The organism is Xanthomonas campestris pv. asclepiadis (assembly GCF_020784175.1).
GTDB lineage: Bacteria > Pseudomonadota > Gammaproteobacteria > Xanthomonadales > Xanthomonadaceae > Xanthomonas > Xanthomonas campestris_D.
In genome coordinates, this window is sequence record NZ_JAJGQM010000004.1 from 61,072 (window position 1) to 77,725 (window position 16,654).

Consider the following 16,654-nt stretch of genomic DNA (forward strand, 5'->3'; position numbering starts at 1 on the left):
GCATCTGGCGTGCTAAGGATCGACGACGCGCAGATCGTCGCGACCATCCGCGCGCTGCTGGCGCGTCGGCTGCCGGAGCAGTCGATCTGCCCGTCCGAGGTTGCCCGCGCACTCAGCGGGGACGAAATGCGCTGGCGCGCGCTGATGCCGCAGGTACGCAGCGTTGCCGCCGATCTGGCCAGCAGGGACGTGGTACAGATCACCCAGCGCGGTGACGTGGTCGACCTGGGCACCGTACGTGGCCCGGTCCGTCTGATGCGTGGTCGGCGTTTCGAATGACGGGCGGTGCCTTGCGTGCGCATCACCGTTCGTGCGAGGCAGGGAGACGCTGCTGATCATGGCGCCGACAGCACATTGACCCAGCATGCGTTGACCGATGTCATGCGCGAACGCGATCACGTACTACAGCAGCGGCCGCTGCGCGACATCCGAGCCACAACACACCAGCCTGCCACTGCAGCACTACCGGCGACGCGCCAACCGATCAGCGCGCAACGTTTTAGCGCTGCAACGCTGACCTGGCCGCCCGTGCCGTCTTAGGCCGCCTGCACCACATGCAATGCCTTGGGATTGCGCCACTGCGCCAGCAGCGCCGCTTCGCGTGTCTTGGCTTCCTGCAGGTGCGCGTGTTTGATATGGCCATAGCCGCGGATGTGTTCGGGGATGCTGGCGATCTGCGCCGCCAGGCCGACGTTGTCGGCATCCAGCCGTTCCAGCAGCGTGTCCACTGTCGCCACGTAATCGGCAATCAGTTGACGCTCGCCACGCCGTTCGGCGCTGTAGCCGAACACATCGAGCTTGCCGCCGCGCAGGAATCTCAGCCGCGCCAGCAGCTTGAACGCAGTGAACATCCACGGCCCGTATTCGCGCTTGATCGCATGGCCGTGCGCATCCCTCCTGACCAACAGCGGCGGTGCCAGGTGGAAGCGCAGCGTGTAGTCGCCGTCGAACTGCTGCTGCAGCCGGCGCTGGAAGTCGCCGCGCGTGTACAGGCGCGCCACTTCGTATTCGTCCTTGTAGGCCATCAGCTTGAAGAAGTAACGCGCCACTGCCTCACTCAACACGCTGCTGCCGGGCGCATGTTGCGCCTCGTGCCTGCGCACACGCTCGACCAGGCTGCGATAACGCTGCGCGTAGGCGGCATCCTGGTAGTCGGTCAGAAACGCCACGCGCCGCGCGATGGCTTCGTCCAGCGACTGCGCCAGCTGCTCGTCGTCGAGCGGATGCGTCGGCGCATCGACATCGCCATGCAGCGTGTTGCCGTCGCTTTGCGCCAGCGCGCGCGGCGCAGTTTGCCCGCCGAGATCGTGTTCTTCCCAGCTGCCGGGTGCGCGCGCTGGCGGTGTCTCGCCCTGCGCATGCGCAAGCTCGCCGACATTACGCAAGCCCGCCGCATGCCGCACTGCCGGCAGATCCACCGCCGCCAGCCGCCCCCACGCAAACGCCTGCTGGTTCATCGCCACCGCCGCACCATTGAGCTCGATCGCGCGCATCAACGCCGCATGCGACAACGGCACCAGTCCGTGTTGCCAGGCATAGCCGAGCACGAACAGGTTGCTGGCGATCGCATCGCCCAGCAGCGCGGTCGCCAGTTGCGTGGCATCCAGCAACAAGGGTTCCTGGCCGCCCAAAGCGGTGCGCACGCCGGCAATGATCTCGGCGGCGGGGAACTGCAGATCCGGCTGGGTGGTGAAGTTGCCCGGCATCGCTTCGTAGGTGTTGAGCACTACCTGCGTGCGGCCGTCGCGCACCTTGGACAGGGCCCAGTAATCGTTGACCACCACCATGTCGCAGCCCAGCACCAGATCCGCTTCGCCGGCAGCGATGCGTACCGCGTGGATATCGGCCGGCCGGCGCGCGATGCGGATATGCGTGGTCACCGCGCCGCCCTTCTGCGCCAGCCCGGTCTGGTCCAGCACGGTGGCACCCTTGCCCTCCAGATGCCCGGCCATGCCGAGCAGCGCACCGATGGTCACCACGCCGGTGCCGCCGACGCCGGTGATCAGGATGTTCCAGGGCTGGTCCAGCGTGGTGCGTTGCGGCGGCGCGGGCAGGTTGTCCAGCAATGCGCTGGCATCGCGCTGCTTGCCCTTGCGCGGCGCACCGCCATGCACGGTGACAAAGCTCGGGCAAAAGCCCGACACGCAGGAATAATCCTTGTTGCAGTTGGATTGGTCGATCTGCCGCTTGCGGCCGAATTCGGTGTCCTTGGGCAAGACCGACACGCAGAAACTCTTTTCGCCGCAATCGCCGCAGCCTTCGCACACCAGCGAATTGATCATGACGCGCTTGGGCGGGTCGATCAGCTTGCCGCGCTTGCGGCGGCGGCGTTTTTCGGTGGCGCAGGTCTGGTCGTAGATCAGGATCGACACGCCCTTGATCGTGCGCAGATGCTGCTGCACCGCATCCAGTTCGCTGCGATCATGGAACGTCACATCGCTCGGAAACCGTTCGCGCCGGCGCGTCCATTTGCCGATGTCGTCGCTGACCACGATGATCTCGTGGATGCCTTCGGCGCGCAGCTGGTGCGCGATGTCCGGCACGGTGAGCGTGCCGTCCACCGGCTGGCCGCCGGTCATCGCCACCGCATCGTTGTAGAGGATCTTGTAGGTGATGTTGACGCCGGTGGCGACCGACTGCCGGATTGCCAGGGAACCGCTGTGGAAATAGGTGCCGTCGCCCAGGTTCTGGAACACGTGCGGCGTGTCGGTGAACGGTGCCTGCCCCGACCAGGTCACGCCTTCGCCACCCATATGGGTGAAGGTGTCGGTGGAGCGGTTCATCCAGGTCACCATGTAATGGCAACCGATGCCGCCCAGCGCACGCGCGCCTTCCGGCACCGCCGTGGAGGTGTTGTGCGGGCAGCCGGAGCAGTAATGCGGCACACGCGGGAACAGCGCGCGCGGCAAGGCCATTTCGGCTTCCTTGCTGTCCATCCAGCGCAGCCGTTGTTCGATCGACTCGGTCATCGCGCTGGACGGCAGCGCAAAGCGCTGGATGCGCTTGCCGATCACCGCCGCGATCGTGGCCGGGGTCAGCTCGCCAGTGGAGGGCAGGATCCATTCGCCCTGCTCGTCGTACTTGCCGACGATGCTCGGCCGCGCACCGGCGCTGGCCGGCCAGTTGTAGAACAGCTCCTTCATCTGGCGCTCGATGAAGGCCTTTTTTTCTTCCACCACCACGATGTCGTCGAGCCCGCGCGCGAACGCGCTGATGCCCACCGGCTCCAGCGGCCAGGTCATGCCGACCTTGTACACGCGGATGCCGATCTGCGCGCAGGCCTGCGCATCCAGGCCCAGGTATTCCAGCGCCTGCAACACGTCCAGATAGCTCTTGCCGGTGGTGACGATGCCCAGCCGCGCATGCGGCGAATCAAGCACCACCTTGTCGATCTGGTTGGCGCGTGCGAAGGCCTGCGCGGCGGCAATCGCATAGCGGTGCAGGCGCATTTCCTGGTCCACCGGCGGATCCGGCCAGCGAATGCTCAGGCCGCCCGGCGGCAGCGCAAAGTCCTCCGGCAGCACGATGCTGCGTGCGAACGGATCCACATCCACCGAGGCCGACGACTCAACCGTCTCGGCAATGGTCTTGAAGCCGACCCAGCGCCCGGTATAGCGGCTCATCGCCCAACCGAGCAGGCCCATGTCCAGGATGTCCTGCACCCCGGCCGGGTTGAGGATCGGCATCATCGCGCTGACGAATTCCTCTTCCGAGCCGTGCGGCAGGGTCGAGCTGCGGCAGGCATGGTCGTCGGCGGCCAGCGCCAGCACGCCGCCATGTGGTGAGGTGCCGGCGGCGTTGCCGTGCTTGAACACATCGCCGCTGCGATCCACGCCCGGGCCCTTGCCGTACCACATGCCGTAGACGCCCTGCACCTTGGCGCCGGGGAACAGGTTGGTCTGCTGGGTGCCCCAGACCATGGTGGCGGCCAGGTCTTCGTTGAGGCCGGGGGTGAAGGTCACGCTGGCCGCGTCCAGATGCTTGCGCGCACGCCACAGCTCCAGATCGAAGCCGCCCAGCGGGCTGCCGCGATAGCCGCTGATGAAGCCGGCAGTCGCAAGCCCGGCGGCATCATCGCGCAGGCGTTGCATCAACGGCAGCCGCACCAGCGCCTGCACGCCGGACAAGTAGATGCGCCCATCGGCGCGCGTGTACTTGTGCTCCAGCGTGTAATCCGCATCCACCTGGCCGAGCTCCGGCGTGTTGGCAGAGTCGGGAGAAGAGAGTGCAGCGGTACTGGTCATGGCGTGCCCGGAAAGGGTGGCTGGGACCCCGGTGCGTGTCATCTGAAACCAGATGGTCCGCCCGACGGATTCCAAAACGGCGGCACAAAGTGTAACAGTCGCCTTTCACGCGCCCGTTGCACGCGGATGCGCAGCCGTCGCGCTGCGGTTAGGATGGGGACGGGAAGGGTCGTTTGCTGTCAGGGGATAAAGCCAGTGAAAAGGAAATACGCATGGGCCGCGATGTTGGCCTTGCTCGGAGGCGTGTGGTCGATGGCGCAGGCGCAGAACCTGCCCAAGCCCAAGGAGTTCTATTTCGACGAAGATCGCGGCACCACCAAGGCGGTGGTGGCCGTGCAGGGGCAGGGCGATGCGGTGATCGACCGTTTGGCGGCGATGGTGCAGCGTGACGCCCGCGCTGCCGAGCCGCGCGCGCAGCTGGCGTCGCTGGCCTATGCCGGTGGACGCACGCAGTTGGGCGACGAGCTCTATCAGGGCGCCCTGGGGCTAGTCTCCAGTGGTAGCCAGCAGTACCGCGCCATCACCTGGAACTACGGCTGGGATCTGTTGCGCGCCGACCAGGCCGACAAGGCCTTGCAGCAGTGGGCCACCCTGGCCAACGGCCGCCCGGCCGCGCCGGCCTGGCTGCCGACCACCGCGGCGCTGGCGCTATGGCGCGCCGGGCGGAAGCAGGAGGCGGTCGAGTGGTATGCCGCCGCTGTGCGCACCTGGCCGGATCGCTGGAGCAGTACCGCCGGCTACGCCACCCTGCTGCCGGACTGGCGCGAGGCCGAACGCGCGACGCTGGCCGAGGTCTTTGCTGCATGGCAGGCGAACCCGCCGGCGTTTCCGTAACGCGGCGGGGTGCTGCGGAAAGCCCTTGCAGCGCGCCGCGGTGCATCAGCGCTTACGTGGCTTTGCGGCCGTCACAGGCCAACGCGACTTGCGACTGGCCTGTGCGGGTAGGTCAGCTGTAGAGCGGATGGGCTGCGACTTGGCTGCAGGGCCCTTGCCCGCCCACCATCGCGGGACACGCTGCAAGTACGTCCTTGTAAGCTCTTACGCGGCATCCATGCCGCGTAAGGTCCCGCGACGGTGAGCGGGTAATGACCTGTCGAGATGGTCGGTGTGCACGGTTAAGAGCAGGAGCGGTGTCCTGCTCGGGCAAGGACGTGTCCGCTCGTTCCGCAAGAAAGCCAGAGCAGCGGACCAGCTTTTCAAACAACCGACCAACTGTCTGTTGCGGTGCCCTCGCCGGCTGCGGGACCGTGTGGCGGCATGGATGCCGCCACCGAGCCTCCAGGGACGGATTCACGGCGTGTCCCGCGAGCGGTGAGGGCACCGCGCCTCTCAAACGACTAGCTTTTGGGGGCACCCGGGTAACAGCAAGACTCGGCATCCTTCGCCAGGAGTTGATCGAGCGATCTGCGCGACGCGTAGGCCTGCTTGCCGATTTGGCTAGTCGCCAATCCAGCTCGGCATTGATCCAGGCGCAACACGCCCACTATGCGATCCTGAGCGTCGCTTTCCCACGGACCTGACCACGCCATGGCGGTGGATGCATTTGCGTTGATTCTGGCGATGCTGGGGCTCGGCCTGTTGTTCGCGCGCTTGCGGGTGCTGCCGGACAACAGCGCCGACGTGCTCAATCGCATCGTGTTGTACATCTGTCTGCCAGCCTCGGTGCTGACCTATGTGCCGCGGTTGCACCTGGATGCCTCGCTGGGTGGAGTGATCGCCACGCCGTGGCTGCTGACCGCAATCATCGTGCCGCTGCTGTGGGGCTGCAGCCGCCTGTTCCGGTTCAAGCGCGAGGAATACGCCGCGCTGCTGATGTGCGTGGTGTTCACCAACTCCAGCTTCATCGGCTTTCCGATGGTGCGCGCGTTGATCGGCGATCACGCCCTGCCGTATGCGGTGGTCTACGACCAGTTCGGCACCTTCGTACTGTTATCGACGTTCGGGCTGTATGTGCTGGCCCGCTACAGCGGCGACACTCCGCCGACCGCGAAGCTGATCCTGTTGCGCGTGCTGCGCTTCCCGCCGCTATGGGCATTGCTGTTTGCATTGACCGTGATGCCGGAGCAGCCGCCGGCCTGGATCGGCTCGGGCTTGAAGAGCCTGGCCGACGCGATGCTGCCGTTGGTGATGCTGGCGGTGGGCTTTTCGCTGCAGTTGCGCCTGCCTGCGGACGAACTCAAACCCTTGGCTGTGGGCCTGGCCTTCAAGTTGGCAGTGATGCCGATCCTGGCATTGCCGCTGTCCTGGGCGCTCGGCCTGCATGGCGCGATGCTGCAGACCAACGTGTTCGAATCGGCCATGCCCACCATGATCACCGCCGCCGCGCTGGCCATCTCGCACCGGCTGGCACCGCGCCTGGCCGCGGCGATGGTCGGCTACAGCATCCTGCTGTCGCTGCTGACCCTGCCGGCATGGGCCTGGCTGTTGGCGCGCCTGGCCGCTTGATGCGGCTCACCCCGTGTGAAATGCTGGCGCGCACCATTGCGCGCCCCACACGGATAGGAGCAACACATGCACGGATATCGCTTGATCACCACTGCGCTGCTATGGCTTGGCGGCGTGTTCGCGGCGCAGTCCGCCCTGGCGGCATCGCCCGCCACCCCACCGGTTCCGGCGGATGATCCGCTGATGACTCACTGGGTAAGCCAGGTCGGCCAGACCATGCAGGCACGCCTGCGCAGCATGGCGGCCAGCGGCCAGCCCAGGCAGCTGTATCTGGCCGGTCTGCTGTGGATCGATGCCGAGGACGAGGCAGTGTCGGCCGCAGACGGAGGCTATGCACCCATCCAGCGCGCCTGGCTGCAGCGTGCCCTGGACGCGCGGCCGCGCGACCGGTTGGTGGCGCGGATGGAAGCCGTCGGTTGTGCCCCCGGATTGCGCTGCGACCCAGGCGCCGCGCGGGCGTTCCTGGAGCAAACCGATGCCGGCAATGCCGCCGTGCATCTGCGCGCCCATGCGGCTGCACAGCGCCGCGGCGACCAGGCGGCCGCCGAACGCGCCTGGCAGGCGGCCGTGCAGTCCGATCATTTCGACAGCGGTGCGCTGGAGCTGGGCCAGGCCCTGCATGCCGTCTACGACGGCGTGCAATGGCCATCGCTGGCCTCGGTCAGCTTGCGCGAGCGACTCGACGCCCAAGGGTTTCCGTCCACGGGCGCCGGCATGGCGGCGATGTTCGTGATAAACACATGGTCTGTACATGCACTCCCCGCGCTCGGCGATCTGATGCGGCGCTGTGGCCCCGGTACCACCACGCCCGCGTTACGCGACGAGTGCATGGTCGTGCTGAACAACGTGGCCAACGACGAGTCCACCCTGCTCACGGCGGTGATCGGCACCAAGGGCATGGCCGCACTGAGCAGCGGCGCCGATGCCACCCGCTGGCAGGCGCGGATGCGGGAGCTGGAATGGCTGCAGCAGCAACTGCAGCGCAGCGCACCCTCAATCGATGCGCAGGTCGCCGCACTGGATGCGATCCTGACGCAGGGCGAAGTGCCGGCGTTGCGCGCGCGCCTGCAGCGTCAGGGCCTTGCCGTGCAACCGCCGGCGGACTGGCAGCCGGGCGCCGCGAGCCGCCAGACCCGCTGATCCGCGTGGCCGGTGCGCGACGCATCGGTCCCGTTCCAGGGCCGATGCTGCAGCGCGATAGCGGCTGCTGTGGGACGTTTAACGCCTTTCGACTACTTCCTCACTTCGTCGCGGTGTACGCTGCCGGCTTGCTCCCGGAAGCGAGGCGTGCATGAAGACAGTCCTGGTGGCCGCCTCAAAAGGCGGCGTCGGCAAGACCACGATCGCCACCAATCTGGCCGCACACGCGGCCCTGCAGGGCCAGCGCACCGTGCTGGCCGACGCCGATCCGCAAGGCTCGTCCACGCGTTGGGCGCAGCGTCGCGCCAGCCTGGAAAGTGCGGTGCTGCCGATCGATGCCACCCGCCGTCGCAACTGGCAGGCCGCAGTGCCCGACGGCACCGACCAGCTGATCATCGATGCCCCGGCCGGTGCAATGGCCGATGACCTGAGCGGCTTCCTCGACCACGTCGATGCCATCGTGGTGCCGGTGCTGTCCTCGGCGCTGGATATCGAAGCGGTGGTCGGCTTCCTCAACACGCTGGCCAAGGTGCCGCGCGTGCATCAGCGCAAACTGCCGGTGGGCCTGGTGCTCAACCGCGCACGTCCCTGGACCCAGACCTCGCAGCAAGCTGCCGAGATGATCGGCGCCTGGCCCTATCCCCTGGTGACCCAGCTGCGCGACACCCAGGCCTATGTGGTCATGGCCGGGTTGGGGCGTAGCCTGTTCGATTACCGCTCGGCGCAGGTGCGCGACCATCAACAGGACTGGGAGCCGCTGTTCAAGTGGCTCAAGAAATCCTAGACCGGAGTGTTTTCATGCGCGAACTGATACTGCTGCGACACGCCCACGCCGAGCCGGCCGATACCGGCCAGGCCGATCTGGACCGCCCGCTGTCCCCGCACGGCATCGCCGAGGCCGAATCGGCCGGTCGCTGGCTGCGTGAGCAGCGCCTGGTGCCCGACCGTGTGCTGTGCTCGCCGGCGCGGCGTGCGCGCGAGACGCTGGAGGCGGTGCTGGAACTCACCGGTTATATCGAACAACGCCTGGACGAACGGATCTACGACGCCACGCCCGGCACGCTGGCCAGCCTGGTGGACGAACACCGCGATGCCGAGCGCCTGCTGCTGGTCGGCCACAACCCCGGCCTGGAACGGCTGGCGGCCCTGATGCACAGCGGCCAGACCGGCGACTACCGTGGCATGCCGACCGCCGCGATCGCCCTGCTGGCACTGCCGCTGGATGCGGCCATCGAACCAGGCATCGCCCGCCTGACCGCCTTCTGGTGGCCTTGATCCGTGCCATCGTCGCTGCGCTGGTTTGCCTGGCTCGCGCTCTGGGTCGCTCTTCCCTGCGTGGCGCAGCAGAAGCTGCATTCCATCGATCCGGTGCAATCGCGCTTCGGGTTCGAGATCAGGACGCGCTTCGGCATGAAGATCGAGGGGTTTTTTCCGCGCTTTCGCGGTGAATTGGCAGAGTTGCCCGACGGACGCCAGAAGGTGCGTTTTCGTCTGGATGCCACGCAGGTGGAAATTCCCGGCAAGGATCGCTACACGGCGTGGATGCGCGGCGAGGATTTTTTCGACGTCGCACAGTATCCGGTGGTGGAGTTCGAGTCGCTTCCCTACACCGAAGAGGTGGTGAAGAAGGGCGGTGACATCACCGGCAACCTGACCATTCGCGGAATCACCCACGTCGAGACCCTGCATGTGGTGCCGGCTGAATGCGCGCGGCCGGGCTATGATTGCGATGTGATCAGTCGAGGTACGGTCCTGCGTGGACGTTACGGAATGAATGCGTGGCAGATGGCCCTGGGCGACAGGGTGACGTTCATTCTGCGTGGGCGGCTGCAGGAGGCGCGGCGCCCGTGAGTTTTTTGTTGAGGGTGCTTGTGCTGGCAACGCTGTTGCTCGGCACCGGATGCGCCGGCCTGTCACAAATCGAACGCAACCGTGCCGCCGGGGTGGCGGCGGCTGCCCGCAGCACCGTTGTCAGCTGCACGCAGGCCAATCGTTGCGCCCAGCTCTCGCCGCTGCGCGCGCTGGGTGGCGAGGCGATCACCGCCTCCACGCCGGCCGCGCCGCGGCATTACGCCACCATTGTCGACCACGGCGAAGAATCGCTGGTGGCGCGGCTCAACCTGATCCGCAGCGCCACCCGCAGCATCGACCTGCAGACCTACATCTTCGACAAGGACGACAGCGCGCGGATGGTGCTGGATGCGCTGACCGATGCGGCGCAACGTGGGGTCAAGGTGCGCATCCTGATCGATCAGCTCTCGGCCATCGCCGATCTGCAGATTCTCGGTGCGCTGGCCAGTACCCACGAAAACCTGCAGCTGCGCATCTACAACCCGACCTTCGGCAAGGTCAAGCTCAATTACTTCGACTATGCCGGCAGCGTGGTGTGCTGCTTCCGTCGCTTCAACCAGCGCATGCACAACAAGCTGCTGGTGGTGGACGACGTGCTCGGCGTGGTCGGCGGGCGCAATTACCAGGACGACTATTACGACTGGGACAGCGAGTACAACTTCCGCGACCGCGACGTGATCCTGGCAGGGCCGGAAGTGCGTGCGATGGCGGCCAACTTCGACGCCTTCTGGCACGCGCGCCGCAGCGTGCCGGCCGAGCGGCTGAACGATGTCGGCCGCCTGCTGCTGGAACAGGGCGCACCGAAGATGCCGCCGGCCACGTTCCGCCGCCCCGAGCGGGTGGAGCGGGTCGACCAGGAAGCGCGCGATCCGCAATTCGTGCGCGATGCGTTCGTGACCCCGGCCATGCCGGTGCAGCGTGTGCTGTATGTGGCCGATCTGCCGCAGAAGCACCGCAAGGAACACGCCGCCAAGGCGGTATCCACCGCGCCCGAGCTGGACGGCCTGATCGCCGGCGCGCAGCAGGAAGTGCTGCTGCAGACGCCGTATCTGGTGCTGTCCGACGAGGCCCAGGCGATCTTCCGTGCACTGCGTCAGCGCCCGCAGCCGCCGCGGATCGTGGTTTCGACCAATAGCCTGGCCGCCACCGACAACCCGATCGTGTATGCGCTGTCGTACAAGTTCAAACGCCGCAACATGCGCGAGCTGGGCTTCAACCTGTACGAGTTCAAACCGTTTCCGCTGAATGCGCCGGTGGAGTACGCCAACCTGGTGCCCGATCCGCTCAACCCCGAGGCTGCCGAGCCGGCCAAAGACGATAGTCGGGTCAATCGGGTGATCGGCGGCAGTGCGGCCGGCAATGCGATGCGGGGCAGTGGCGGTGGTGGTGGTGGTGGCGGCACTGCCGGCACTGCCGGCAGCGCAATCCGCGGCAGCGGGGGTGGCGCGGGCCGCGCGCCCGGCGGCAGCGAGGTCGATCGGCGCGTGTTGCGTACCGAGACACGGCCTTCGTTCCTGGGCACGCGTGCGGTCAACAAGCCGCTGCCGGTGACCCGTGCCGGTGCGCGCATGGGCCTGCATGCCAAGTCGTTGGTGGTGGACCGCCGCATCGGCGTGATCGGCACGCACAACTTCGATCCGCGCAGCGAGAACTACAACACCGAAGCGGCGGTGGTGATCGACGATGCGCGCTTTGCGCAGGCGCTGGCGGCCAGCATCGAGCGCGACATGGCGCCGGAAAACGCCTGGACCGTGGCCCCGCGCGAAAAGCCGCCGGTGCTGAGCGGATTGAACTACAGCGTGGGCAAGGTGTCCGAAGCCTTGCCGGTGCTGGATTTCTGGCCCTGGCGCTACGCCACCAACTACGAGTTCCAGCCGGGGCCGGGTTGCCCGTTCCCGCTCAAGCGCCAGGACCCGCAGTTCCGGCAGTGCTATGTGGCGGTAGGCGATTTCCCCGAGGTCAACGTCGGCCCGAAGTGGCTGCTGGTGCGGATGCTGACCGCCTTCGGTGCCGGATTGGTGCCGATTCTCTGATCGAAGCGGCGTGTCGACCCGGGGTCGGCATCGAGACGGCGCGGGGCAATCGGTGCATCGTGGAGTGACGCACCGCTGCAATGGCGCGGTGCGCTGCAGTAGATGGGGCGCAGCACACTGCCAAACCCCTGAGAATCAACGTCGCAGCCCGGCTCGTAGCGCCAGCCAAAAGCAGTTGCATCCGACCCCGGCGCCGCAGATGCTGTCCCGATTCCCGATTCCCGATTCCCGATTCCCGATTCCCCCAATCCCCAATCCCCAATCCCCAATCCCCAATCCCCAATCCCCAGCCTATGACCTTCCGCGAACCCGTTGACCTGGCCGCCCTCAACGCCTCCAGCCGTGACACCTTGATCGAACATCTGGGCATCGTGTTCACCGCCGCCGGCGAAGACTGGTTGACCGCCACCATGCCGGTGGATGCGCGCACCAGGCAGCCGTATGGCTTGCTGCACGGCGGCGCGTCGGTGGTACTGGCCGAAACCCTGGGCAGCAGCGCCGGCAACCTGTGCGTGGATATGACCACCCAGATGTGCGTCGGGCTGGAGATCAATGCCAATCACCTGCGCGCCGCCACCGATGGCCTGGTCACCGGCACCGCGCGCGCGGTGCATGTGGGGCGCAGCACCCAGGTCTGGGACATCACCATCGACAATCCGGCCGGCAAGCGCGTGTGCGTCTCGCGGCTGACCCTGGCCGTGGTGCCGCGCAGCAATGGCTGAGCACGCCGTGCAAGCGCATGGGTGGAACAGCGCCACCCGCTGCGGGCACTGCGCGCAGGCCACGCTGCTGTCACAATAGTTGCGCTTCCTTCCCCTGGTACTGGTCCCGTTCCTTCAATGAGCGAGTCATCCCTGGACGCCACGCGCGACGCTGGCAGCGTGCTGCGTTGGTTCCGGTACCTGTATCGGGTGCCGTTGTTGCTGCTGCATCTGGGCATCTGCCTGCCGATCACCATGCTGTGCGTGGTGGCGCCGCCGCTGGCACGCATCCGCACCGGGCGCGACGACACCCTGGACGAGCGGATGATCCGTTGGTGGCAGGGCAACCTGATGCGCATCTTCGGCTTTCGTCTGCGGCGCTTCGGCACCCCGCTGCCGGGCGCCACCTTGTTCGTGGCCAATCACGTCAGCTGGGTCGACATCTCGATGCTGCACAGCCAGCGCGTAATGGGCTTCGTGGCCAAGCGCGAAATCGCCGGCTGGCCGCTGGTGGGCTGGCTGGCGACCAAGGGCCAGACCATCTTCCACCAGCGCGGCAATACCGAATCGCTAGGCGGCGTGCTGCAGGAAATGCTGCTGCGTCTGCAAAGCGGCAAGCCGGTGGGCGTGTTTCCCGAAGGTCGCACCCGCGGCGGTACCGAAGTCGGCCCGTTCCATGCGCGCATCTTCCAGGCAGCGGTCGAGGCCGGCGTGCCGGTGCAGCCGGTGGCGCTGCGCTACGGCCAGCGCGGCAATGCGCAGGCGGTGGTGGCGTTCGGCGAGCGCGAGAGTTTCTTCGCCAATATCGTGCGTCTGCTCGGCGAGCCGTCGCGGCTGGCCGAGGTGCATTTTCTGGAGCCGATCCGCGCGCTGGATATCGAAGGACGTCGCCGCCTGGCCGATACCTCGCGGCAACGCATCATCGCGGCGATGGAGTCCTGAGCCGACGATGCAAGCGCTCATCCTCCCTGCGGCCGGCACCATCTCGTCCGGCCCGATGAGCGCATGAACGCATGAACGCCTCCGACTATCTGCCGCCGCGCTGGTTGCGCAATCCGCATGTGCAGTCGGTGCTGGGCAGCAGTGCATTGCGCCGGTTCCGCAGCCGCCAGTTATTGGCCGCCAGCGGTGCGGTGACCAGCGAACACATTCTCGACGGCGGCGACGGCGTGCGCCTGCAGGGCTGGATGAGCATCCCGCCCGGCGACGCGCCGGTGCGCGGCACGGTGCTGCTGCTGCACGGCTGGGAAGGCAGCGCCGATTCCAATTACATGCGGCTGACCGCCGCGCGCCTGCTTGGCCTGGGCTATCAGGTGTTTCGGCTGAATTTCCGCGACCACGGCGGCACGCACCACCTCAACGTGGACCTGTTCCACTCCGATCGCATCGAGGAAGTGGTCAATGCCGCCGGCGATCTGTGGCGGCGGTTTCCCGCGCCGCAGTTGCTGGCGGCGGGCTATTCGCTGGGCGGCAATTTCGCGTTGCGGCTGGCGCTGCGTGCACCGGCGGCCGGCCTGCCGCTGGCGCGCGTGGCGGCGGTATGCCCGCTGCTGGACCCGGCAGCGACGATGCTGCAGCTGGAAAAAGGCCCGCAGTTCTACGACTGGTATTTCCGCCGCAAGTGGCGCGAGTCGCTGCTGCGCAAGCGCAAGCTGTTCCCCGACCAGCATGGCTATGACGACGCCACCCTGGCGCTGGACATGCGCGGGCTGATGGCCTGGCTGGCCGAACAGCACACCGGGCACGGCTCGCTGGAAGCCTATTTCGACAGTTATTCGATCGCCGGCGAGCGCCTGGCCGGCCTGCAGGTGCCGGTGGACATCCTGATGGCCGAGGACGATCCGGTCATTCCGTTCGAGGATTTCGCCGCCTGGCAACTGCCGGCGCACGCACAGCTGGAAATCGCACGCTGGGGCGGCCACTGCGGCTTTCTGGAAAACGCCCGTGGCGATGGATTCGCCGAACGCTGGGTGGCCGAGCGGCTGGCCGCGCAGGCGTAAGTCGGCGCCACCCCGCGCATCGTTACAATAGGCGTTTGTCCTGGACACGCCCTCCGCCATGCAAGACGCCATTCTCCAAGCCCTGCGCCGCAATGCGGCCGACGATGCGGTGGCGCTGGCCCGCGAGTGGGTCCTCGGCGCGCCCGAGACCGCCGCCGCGCATCGTTGGCTCGGCCTGGCCCTGCAGCAGCAGGGTCAACCGGCGCTGGCGCTGGCCAGCATCGAAACCGCGCTGACGCTGACGCCGGAAGATGCCGACCTGCATCTGCTGCGCGCCGGGTTGTTGCTGGCGATGCGCGCGCTGTCCGCAGCGGACGACGCGCTGTCGCGTACCACCGCGCTCGACCCCAACCAGTTCAATGCCTACGTGATGCAGGCGCATCTGGCGGTGGCGCGTGGCGATCTGGACGAGGCGCAGCGGCTGAGCCGCTCCGCCGCGCGGCTGGCGCCCGAGCACCCGCAGTTGCTGGCCGTCGATGGCGTGGTGGAGCTGCGCCGCGGCCAGGGCGATCGCGCATTGTCGCTGCTGACCCGCGCCGCCGAGCAACTGCCGGATGACCCGCGGGTGATGTTCGCGCTGGGCTTTGCGTATCTGCAGAAGGAACACTTCGCGTTTGCCGAGCGCGCTTTCGAACGCGTGGTCGAGCTCAATCCGCCGGGCACCGCGCTGCGCGCCTTCATTGCCCAGCTGGCCCAGCGCCAGGGCCGCCTGGACGATGCGCTGGCGGCGATGCAGGGCGTGTTCGCCCAGCCCGGCGGCGATCTCCCGGCCATGCGCCGGCTCGCCGGCGAGATGGAATTGCAGGCCGGCCGCCCTGACCAGGCCGCCGCGCACCTGCGCCTGGCGCTGGCCCATTGGCCGGCCGACCGGCGCACCTTGCACGCCTTGCTGACCGCCTGGGAGCGGCTGGGCGCGGTGGACGATGCACGCGACACCCTGGACGCGGCGCTGGCCACCTCGGCCACGGCGCACGACCTGTGGCTGGCGCGGCTGGCGGTGGAGCCAGTCGGCGGGCCGCAGGCGCAGGCGGTGATCGAGCGCTGGCTGCTGGCCATGCCCGAGCATCTGCCGGCGCTGGAAGCGCTGATGCGCGTGCACGACATGCAGGGCCATGCCGAACAGGCCGAAATGGTGGCGCGTCAGATCGTGGCGGTGGAGCCGGGCCGCCTCAGCGGCGAGCAGCGCATCGTCGAAGCCCTGCTGGAGCGGGACCCGCCGGCGGCGATCGCCTGCGTGCAATCGCTGATCGACTCGCTGCCCGCGCCCCAGCAGACCGTGCTGCGGCCATGGCTGGGCAATGTGCAGGACCGCGCCGGCCAGCCCGACGCCGCCGTGGCCACCTGGATGCAGTTCCAGCGCGAGCAGGCCCAGCACCGCCTGCCGTTGCCGCCGCAGGCCGCCAAACAGCCGATGCAGTGGCCGGACCTGGGGACCATTCCCGAGAGCGTGACGGCACGGCCGTTGTTCGTCTGGGGCACGCCCGGCTCGCATGTCGAACGCCTGATCGCGGTAATGGGCGCGGCTACCCCGCTGGTGCGCGACGACCGTTATGGCACCACGCCGCCGTCCGATGCGTTGCAGAGCTACCGCACGGTCGAGCAGCTGGCGTCCGGCGAGCTGGCGCCGATGGCGCTGGTGGAAGGCTGGAAGGCGCAGCTGCCGCGGCGCGGCATCGACGACGGCAACGTCATCGACTGGCTGCTGTGGTGGGACAACACCCTGCTGACCGCGTTGCGCCCGCACCTGCCCGAAGGCCGGCTGGCGATCGCGCTGCGCGACCCGCGCGACATGCTGCTGGACTGGCTGTCGGCCGGCGCGCCGGCACCGCTGGCCGTGCAATCACCGCAGCAGGCCGCCGACTGGCTACTGGCTGCGCTGGAACAGCTCGCCGTGCTGCACGAGCGCGACCTGTATCCGCACCGGATCATCCGCCTGGACGGTATCGAGAGCGACCCGCAAGGCATCTCCACCGCGCTGGAGCAGGCGTTCGGCCTGCGCTTTCCGCTGGTCGAACCGCGCGGCCCCGTGCGCCTGGCCGCGGGGCGCTGGCGCAACTACCGCAACGTACTGGGCGCGCAATTCGATCTGCTGACGCTGATCGCGGTGCGCTTCGGCTACCCGCAGGACTGAGCGGCGCCCGCGACAGCTCGCAACACCCGTACGAGCGGCCCCGGCCGCGACCGGGCGTTACGGGGGATGCCCCCGCACCGATGAGGCAGTCCCGATAAAGCCCCGTCGC

The 16,654-nt window shown here is 67.6% G+C and carries 13 protein-coding genes; 12 read left to right on the forward strand and 1 reads right to left on the reverse strand.

All coding sequences use genetic code 11. From position 1 onward, the window contains the following. Nucleotides 1-9 precede the first annotated feature (9 nt). On the forward strand, nucleotides 10-279 hold the full coding sequence (locus LL972_RS03215) for a DUF3253 domain-containing protein (RefSeq protein WP_228326357.1): 270 nt from the start codon (nucleotides 10-12) through the stop codon (nucleotides 277-279). Between the two features lie 257 nt (nucleotides 280-536). Here the strand turns inward: LL972_RS03215 and LL972_RS03220 are convergent, their stop codons facing one another. After that, complete coding sequence (locus tag LL972_RS03220) at nucleotides 537-4,244, reverse strand: indolepyruvate ferredoxin oxidoreductase family protein (RefSeq protein WP_228326358.1); 3,708 nt, start codon at nucleotides 4,242-4,244, stop codon at nucleotides 537-539. Nucleotides 4,245-4,439: 195 nt separating this feature from the next. Between LL972_RS03220 and LL972_RS03225 the strand changes: the two genes are divergently transcribed. The 11 genes from LL972_RS03225 to LL972_RS03275 all read left to right on the forward strand — a co-directional run bounded on the left by LL972_RS03225 (nucleotide 4,440) and on the right by LL972_RS03275 (nucleotide 16,545). Then, nucleotides 4,440-5,078, forward strand: coding sequence for a tetratricopeptide repeat protein (locus LL972_RS03225; RefSeq protein WP_228326359.1), 639 nt, complete (start codon nucleotides 4,440-4,442; stop codon nucleotides 5,076-5,078). A 693-nt stretch (nucleotides 5,079-5,771) separates the two neighbouring features. After that, nucleotides 5,772-6,689: an AEC family transporter gene (locus LL972_RS03230; RefSeq protein WP_228326360.1), complete on the forward strand. Its 918-nt coding sequence runs from the start codon at nucleotides 5,772-5,774 to the stop codon at nucleotides 6,687-6,689. A 66-nt stretch (nucleotides 6,690-6,755) separates the two neighbouring features. Then, nucleotides 6,756-7,829: a hypothetical protein gene (locus LL972_RS03235; protein ID WP_228326361.1), complete on the forward strand. Its 1,074-nt coding sequence runs from the start codon at nucleotides 6,756-6,758 to the stop codon at nucleotides 7,827-7,829. Nucleotides 7,830-7,980: 151 nt separating this feature from the next. Next, entirely contained in the window at nucleotides 7,981-8,613 is a 633-nt protein-coding gene (locus LL972_RS03240; protein WP_228326362.1) for a ParA family protein, read from the forward strand. A gap of 14 nt (nucleotides 8,614-8,627) precedes the next feature. Beyond that, nucleotides 8,628-9,104, forward strand: a complete 477-nt coding sequence (locus LL972_RS03245) for a SixA phosphatase family protein (RefSeq protein WP_016904234.1) — start codon at nucleotides 8,628-8,630, stop codon at nucleotides 9,102-9,104. Nucleotides 9,105-9,107: 3 nt separating this feature from the next. Then, a complete protein-coding gene (locus LL972_RS03250) occupies nucleotides 9,108-9,680 on the forward strand; it encodes a YceI family protein (protein ID WP_228326363.1) in 573 nt (190 codons plus the stop codon). After that, nucleotides 9,677-11,713, forward strand: a complete 2,037-nt coding sequence (locus LL972_RS03255; protein ID WP_228326365.1) for a phospholipase D family protein — start codon at nucleotides 9,677-9,679, stop codon at nucleotides 11,711-11,713. The genes LL972_RS03250 and LL972_RS03255 overlap by 4 nt, the downstream gene beginning before the upstream one ends. A gap of 293 nt (nucleotides 11,714-12,006) precedes the next feature. Beyond that, nucleotides 12,007-12,435, forward strand: a complete 429-nt coding sequence (locus tag LL972_RS03260; RefSeq protein WP_228326366.1) for a hotdog fold thioesterase — start codon at nucleotides 12,007-12,009, stop codon at nucleotides 12,433-12,435. Between the two features lie 21 nt (nucleotides 12,436-12,456). After that, nucleotides 12,457-13,356: a lysophospholipid acyltransferase family protein gene (locus tag LL972_RS03265; RefSeq protein ID WP_228326368.1), complete on the forward strand. Its 900-nt coding sequence runs from the start codon at nucleotides 12,457-12,459 to the stop codon at nucleotides 13,354-13,356. A 71-nt stretch (nucleotides 13,357-13,427) separates the two neighbouring features. Continuing rightward, complete coding sequence (locus tag LL972_RS03270) at nucleotides 13,428-14,414, forward strand: YheT family hydrolase (RefSeq protein WP_228326370.1); 987 nt, start codon at nucleotides 13,428-13,430, stop codon at nucleotides 14,412-14,414. 58 nt (nucleotides 14,415-14,472) lie between these two features. Next, nucleotides 14,473-16,545 (forward strand): tetratricopeptide repeat protein, encoded by a 2,073-nt coding sequence (locus LL972_RS03275; protein ID WP_228326371.1) that lies wholly within the window; start codon nucleotides 14,473-14,475, stop codon nucleotides 16,543-16,545. The last annotated feature ends 109 nt before the right edge of the window (nucleotides 16,546-16,654 follow it).